Genomic DNA, 5,838 nt, shown 5'->3' on the forward strand with positions numbered 1-5,838 from the left:
GCGGCGCGACCGCGGCAGCGGGCCTCGCCTTGGCGCTGGTCGGCTGAACCTGACCGGGCGGCGCCCTGGCGCGATATCCGATCAGCTGGACTCAGCTGATCGGATCTCTTGCTCCAGACAATGGCATCCGGAGCAGCTTATCTCCGGCCTGACGGATCACAGCGTGCTCCGTCAGACCGGAGGCTGCTCCGAGCGCCGCCCGCACCCCGCCTCTATTCCAGGCGGATCCCTGCCCGCCGGATCACCTCGCCCCATTTCCCATGCTCGGCGAGGATATGCGCCCGATAGGCCTCCGGCGTGCAGGGGATCGGCGTCGCGCCGAGCTCCGCCAGCCTTTGCGCCGCCCCCGGCGTGCCGAGCATCCGCGCCAGCGCGGCATTGACGGTCCGGATCACCCCCTCCGGCGTGCCCTTCGGCGCCAGCAGGCCGAACCAGGCCGTCACCTCATAGCCCGGCAGGGTCTCCGCAATCGCCGGGATCTCCGGCGCGCCGGACCAGCGGGCGCGGCTGGTGACGCCGATCGCCGTCAGCGACCCGGCGCGGATATGCGGCAGGATGGAGGGCAGGTTGTCCACCCCCCAGGCGATGCGGCCCGGCAGCAGGTCGGCCAGCATCGGCGAGCTGCCGCGATAGGTGACGTGCTCGCCCTCGATCCCCGCCTGCAGCCGTAACAGCTCCGCCGAGAGATGCGTGCTGCCGCCGATGCTCGTCTCGCCATAGGCGAGGCGCTTCTCCTTCGCCAGGGCGATCAGCCCCGCCGCATCCTGCACGCCGAGCGAGGGATGCGCGGCGAGCAGGTTCGGCACCTCCGCCACCAGGGAGATTGGGGCGAAATCGGCAATGCCGTCATAGCCCGGGTTGGCGTAGAGATGCGCGTTGATCGCCTGGGTGCCGGGCGAGCCCATCAGCGGCGTGTAGCCATCCGGCTGCGCGCGGGCGACGGCGACGGCGCCGATATTGCCGCCGGCGCCGGAGCGGTTCTCCACCACGAAGGGCTGCCCGATCGCCTCCTGCAGCCAGGTGGCGGTGAGGCGGGCGAGGATGTCCACCGTGCCGCCCGGCGGAAAGGGCGCGACAATGCGCACGGGCCGCGTCGGCCAGCCTTCCTGCGCCCCGGCCCGCGCCGCGAGGGCGAGGAGCGGGGCGGCGAGCAGGGCGCGGCGGCGCAGCGCCGCCGCTTCGGGCGATGGGGCCATGGGACATCCTCCGTTTCGTTGGAGGACAACCTCCGGCCGCCACCGCCCGGGGTCAAGCCGTGCGGCTCAGCCCTTGGCCTTCTCCGCCTCGTAGCGCGCCTTGTTCTCGGCATTCGGCGGGTAGAGGCCGGGCAGCTTCTCGCCCTGCTCCACCTTGGAGACGATCCAGGCCTCCAGCCGCTCCTGCTCCGCGCCGCCTTCCAGCACGTAATCCAGCAGCGCCTTCGGGATGCAGACCGCGCCGTCATCGTCGCAGACGATGATGTCGTCCGGGAACACCGCGACGCCGCCGCAGCCGATCGGCTCCTGCCAGCCGACGAAGGTGAGGCCGGCGACCGAGGGCGGGGCCGCGCCGCCGCGGCACCAGACCGGCATGTTGGTGCCGACCACGCCGGCCACGTCCCGCACCACGCCATCCGTCACCAGGGCGGTGACGCCGCGCTTCATCAGCCGGGCGCAGAGGATGTCGCCGAAGATGCCGGCATCGGTCACGCCCATCGCATCCGCCACGGCGATGACGCCTTCTGGCATGTCCTCGATGGCCGCGCGGGTGGAGCGGGGGGAGGACCAGCTCTCCGGCGTCGCCAGATCTTCCCGCGCCGGGACGAAGCGGAGGGTGAAGGCCGGGCCGACCAGCCGCTTGCCCTTGGCCGTCGGCGTGAAGGGCTGCGGCCCGCGCATCCAGATGTTGCGCAGGCCCTTCTTCAGCAGAAGGGTGGTGATGGTGGCGGTGGAGATCTTCTCCAGCGTCGCGCGGGTGGCGGGGTCGAGGGTCATGGGGGCGTCCTTCCGATCCTGGCCCTTCTGCTAACCCCTCTCCGCCCCGCCGAACAGGGGGCGGGCACCTGCCTCAGGCCAGGAAGGGCAGCGCCTCCAGGGCCTCGCGGACGAAATCCTCAGCCGGGATGCTGTAGGACTCGCCCCCCACCCCCGCCCAGCCATAGTTGAACACCCCCCGCATGGCCTTGTCCGCCCGGCTGGCGGCGGCGCAGATCGGCCGGCCCTTGGGGAAGCGGGACAGCAGGCCGGCGAAATGCCGGTGCAGCTCCGGATGGCTGTAATAGACCCCCGGCACCCCCGCCAGCAGCCCCATCAGCGCCGCGGTCCCGCCCGGCGCCGCGAAGGCGTGGCAGCCGGCGATGCGGTGGACCTTCTGCACCAGGTCGGCGCCCGCCAGATGCTCCACCACGAAGCCCTCGCCCATCCTGGCCTGCCAGCCCTCGATGACGCCCTTTTCCTGCGCCATCACCTCGCGATAATGGCCCATCATCGCCGCCGTTTCCGGCGCGAAGATCACCCCGGTCATGCCGTTGACGAGCACGCGCAGCTGTCGCCCCGGCCGGCGCAGCGCGGCGAACAGGGCGAGCAGCGCCGCCGCCTGCTCGGTCCAGACGCGCTTCTCGAATTCCAGGGAGACGAAGAGCCGCAGCTCCTCCGCCTCCCGCGGCGCGGCATGCGGCGGCGGCGGGATGCTCGCCTGCAGGTGCAGCAGCATGGCGCTCAGCTCGGCCCAGCCATTGTCCGGCAGGTAGAAGGCCTCGACCAGCGAAGCGCCCTCGCGCTCCGCCTCGGCGCGCAGGTCGCGGGTGCGCGGCGTGTAGAACTCCACCTTCCCCAGCGCCGCGATGGCCGGGAAGATCACCGGGTCGAAGAAGGCGGAGCCGCGGTTCTGCAGCACCTGCAGCCGCGGCGCCGGCGCCAGGTCGGCGACGATCCGGTCGAACCGGGCGATCGCCACGGACTGGTCGATCGGGCGGCCATTGTTGAAGATCACCTTCACCACCGGTTCCCGCCCGCCGCCCGAGGCATGGAAGCCGCCCCTGATAGTCTTCAGCGCCACGGCGAGGGAGGCTTCCTCGGCGGCCGGGTGCTTGCTGCGGCCGGCGACCTCCACCCGCTCGGCGCCCGCCTCGCCGGTGGCCATGACCAGCCCGTCATAGCGGCCATTGCAGACCAGGAAGCGCCCGTCATGGCGCACCGCGTGGAAGACGACGTCCCAGAGATGCGGGTCGCGGCGCCGGAAATGCGCCACCTCCTCATATCCGGTCTCCGCCAGGAAGCGGCGCAGTGCCGCGGCGCCGCCGGCGCCGAGGTTCAGGCTGTCCGCATGGTCCTCGAGGAAATCCGCAGCGAGGGCGCGGAACGCCTCCCAGAACCGGCGCTGGGTGGCCCCGGCGGTGACGGAGAGCAGGCAGAGGGCGGCGAGGAGGTCGGTCTCCTGCGTTCGGCGGCCGCCCTGCCGTTCCTCGAACTGGCGGCGGAACAGGGCGGCAATGGCCGAGTCGCTGCCCTCGGCGGGAAAACCCATCGGAGGATCCTCAGGCGGAGATGCCGGACCACGCCGCATCCGGCATGGCTGGCAGGTGGAGGACGGCGGCGGGGCGGGTCAAGGCGCCCCACGCAGCGCCGCCAGCGCCGCCGCCAGGATCGCCTCCGGCGTCGCAGCGACGGAGAGGGTGATGGCCTCCTCATCCGCCCCCGGTGCCTCCAGCGCGGCGAATTGGCTGGTCATCAGCCCGGGCGGCATGAAGTGCCCCCGCCGCGCCGCCTGGCGGGCGCCGATCAGCGCCGGGTCGCCGGAGAGGTACACCAGCCGCAGCCCCGGGCAGGCGGCGCGCAGCCGGTCCCGGTAGATGCGCTTCAGTGCGGAGCAGGCGACGACGCCGCCCGCCGCACCGCGCCCGGCCAGCCAGGCGCCGATGGCGTCCAGCCAGGGCCAGCGATCCTCGTCGGTCAGGGGCTGCCCGCTGCTCATCTTGGCGATGTTGGCGGGCGGGTGGAAGGCGTCCGCATCGGCGAACGCCACCCCCAGCGCCTTGGCCAGCATCGGCCCGATGGTGCTCTTCCCGGCGCCGGAGACGCCCATCAGCAGGACCGCCTGGCTCATCCCTTCTTCGCTTCCAGATGCCCGCCGAAGCCCTTGCGCTGGGCGGAGAGCACCTTGCCGCTGAACCTATCCTCGTCCCGGCTGGCGAAGCGGGCGAAGAGGGCCGCGGCCAGCACCGGCGCCTGCACCGCGCTGGCGACCGCCGCATCCACCGTCCAGCGCCCCTCGCCGCTGTCCGAGACATGGCCGGAGAAGCCCTCCAGCTTCGGGTCCTGGGCGAGGGCCTGGGCGGTCAGGTCCAGCAGCCAGCTCGCCACCACGCTGCCGCGGCGCCAGGCCTCGGTGATCTCCGGCAGGTTCAGGGTCAGGCGGTGCTCGGCGGGCAGGGCCGGGCTGTCGGCATGGTGCAGGATGTCGAGGCCCTCGGCGAAGGCCTGCATCATGCCGTACTCGATGCCGTTGTGGATCATCTTGGTGAAATGCCCGGCGCCGTTCGGCCCGGCATGGACATAGCCCTGCTCGGCGCGCGGGTCGCCCGCGTAGCCCGGCGTCGGCGGCGCGCTGTCCTTGCCGGGGACCAGGGCCTGGAAGAGCGGGTCCAGCCGCGCCACCACCTCCGCCTCCCCGCCGATCATCAGGCAATAGCCGCGGGACAGGCCCCAGACGCCGCCGGAAGTGCCGATATCGAGGAAATGCAGCCCCTTCTCCCGCAGCATGGCGCCGCGGCGGATGCTGTCCTTCCACATGGAATTGCCGCCATCGATCAGCACATCGCCCGGGGAAAGCAGCCCGGCGAGGGTCACCAGCGCCGCCTCCGTCGCGGCGCCGGCGGGCAGCATCACCCAGATGGCGCGGGGCGCCTGCAGCGCCGCGACCATGGCCGGCAGGTCCGCCACGGCCTGCGCGCCTTCCTTCGCCAGCTCAGCGCCCGGGGCGGGGTCCCGGTCATAGGCCACGCAGTGATGGCCGGCGGCCAGCAGCCGCCGCACGATGTTGCCGCCCATGCGGCCGAGCCCGACCATGCCGAGTTGCATTGGCACTCCCTCCCTAGAGCAGATCGCGTTCAGATGGAATCATCTGAACGCGTGAAGATGCTCGCCAAACAACGGCCTAGAGCATGCTCCGTTCGCGCAGGCGAACGCAGCATGCTCTAGGGGCGCCGCCCGGTGGCCGGACGGGCGCGCATTCTGCGCGCCCGACCCCGTCGAGCGCATCCCCCAGCAACCGCCATGGGGCCGCAGCGGTGTCAAGGATGCCGCGCAGCGGCACCGCACGCAGCGGCTCCGGCCTGGACAGCTCCGAGGCCTCATGGCCCCGGCCAAAGGTGGCCTTCGCCGCTGCGCCAGCGGCCGTCCGGGGCGGAAGCTGAGGCCCTGCGACGGTGCGCGGCGACGGCGCGGAGATACCGGCGCTACGCGCCTGCCGCGCGGCACGCGGGCATGAGCCGCCGGCTCGGCCGAAGATGGCCTTCATGCCCACAGCCCTTCGTACGGCGTTGACGGCCGAGCGGACATCGCTCGCCGGCGAGCCTGGAATTCGTGGCGCCGCGAGCGGCGCATGATCGGCTCGACCTGCCTGCCTGAAGCCTGGTTCGATACCGGGACGTGCCCGCAGCCCCTGGCGCGACGCGACTCAAGCCCCGCTCATGCAAGGGCAGGTGAACCGCCCCGGGATCACCGGAGGCCAGTTTGCTTGGGTCACGCCGCCATAGCGGGTGGGTCGAGCTGGGCATAATAGCGCGCCTCGGCCTCGGCGGGTGGCATGTTGCCGATCGGCTCGAGGAGGCGGCGGTTGTTGTACCAGTCCACCCACTCG

At 72.3% G+C, this 5,838-nt stretch carries 5 protein-coding genes; all 5 read right to left on the reverse strand.

Translation table 11 applies throughout. The features are described 5' to 3' along the window. Positions 1-212: 212 nt before the first annotated feature. Positions 213-1,196: a Bug family tripartite tricarboxylate transporter substrate binding protein gene (locus NJ376_RS24935; RefSeq protein ID WP_252955995.1), complete on the reverse strand. Its 984-nt coding sequence runs from the start codon at positions 1,194-1,196 to the stop codon at positions 213-215. A gap of 66 nt (positions 1,197-1,262) precedes the next feature. Then, the gene (locus NJ376_RS24940; RefSeq protein ID WP_252955996.1) at positions 1,263-1,973 is read right to left on the reverse strand and encodes a ribonuclease activity regulator RraA; all 711 of its coding nucleotides are present in this window, start codon (positions 1,971-1,973) and stop codon (positions 1,263-1,265) included. 73 nt (positions 1,974-2,046) lie between these two features. Beyond that, positions 2,047-3,504 (reverse strand): hypothetical protein, encoded by a 1,458-nt coding sequence (locus NJ376_RS24945; protein ID WP_252955997.1) that lies wholly within the window; start codon positions 3,502-3,504, stop codon positions 2,047-2,049. Between the two features lie 78 nt (positions 3,505-3,582). Further along, the gene (locus NJ376_RS24950; protein ID WP_252955998.1) at positions 3,583-4,083 is read right to left on the reverse strand and encodes a gluconokinase; all 501 of its coding nucleotides are present in this window, start codon (positions 4,081-4,083) and stop codon (positions 3,583-3,585) included. Further along, on the reverse strand, positions 4,080-5,057 hold the full coding sequence (gnd, locus tag NJ376_RS24955) for a phosphogluconate dehydrogenase (NAD(+)-dependent, decarboxylating) (RefSeq protein ID WP_252955999.1): 978 nt from the start codon (positions 5,055-5,057) through the stop codon (positions 4,080-4,082). Before gnd ends, NJ376_RS24950 begins: the two co-directional genes overlap by 4 nt. Positions 5,058-5,838: the final 781 nt, after the last annotated feature.

The sequence above is a fragment of the Siccirubricoccus soli genome (genome assembly GCF_024178315.1).
In the GTDB taxonomy this organism is placed as follows: domain Bacteria; phylum Pseudomonadota; class Alphaproteobacteria; order Acetobacterales; family Acetobacteraceae; genus Siccirubricoccus; species Siccirubricoccus soli.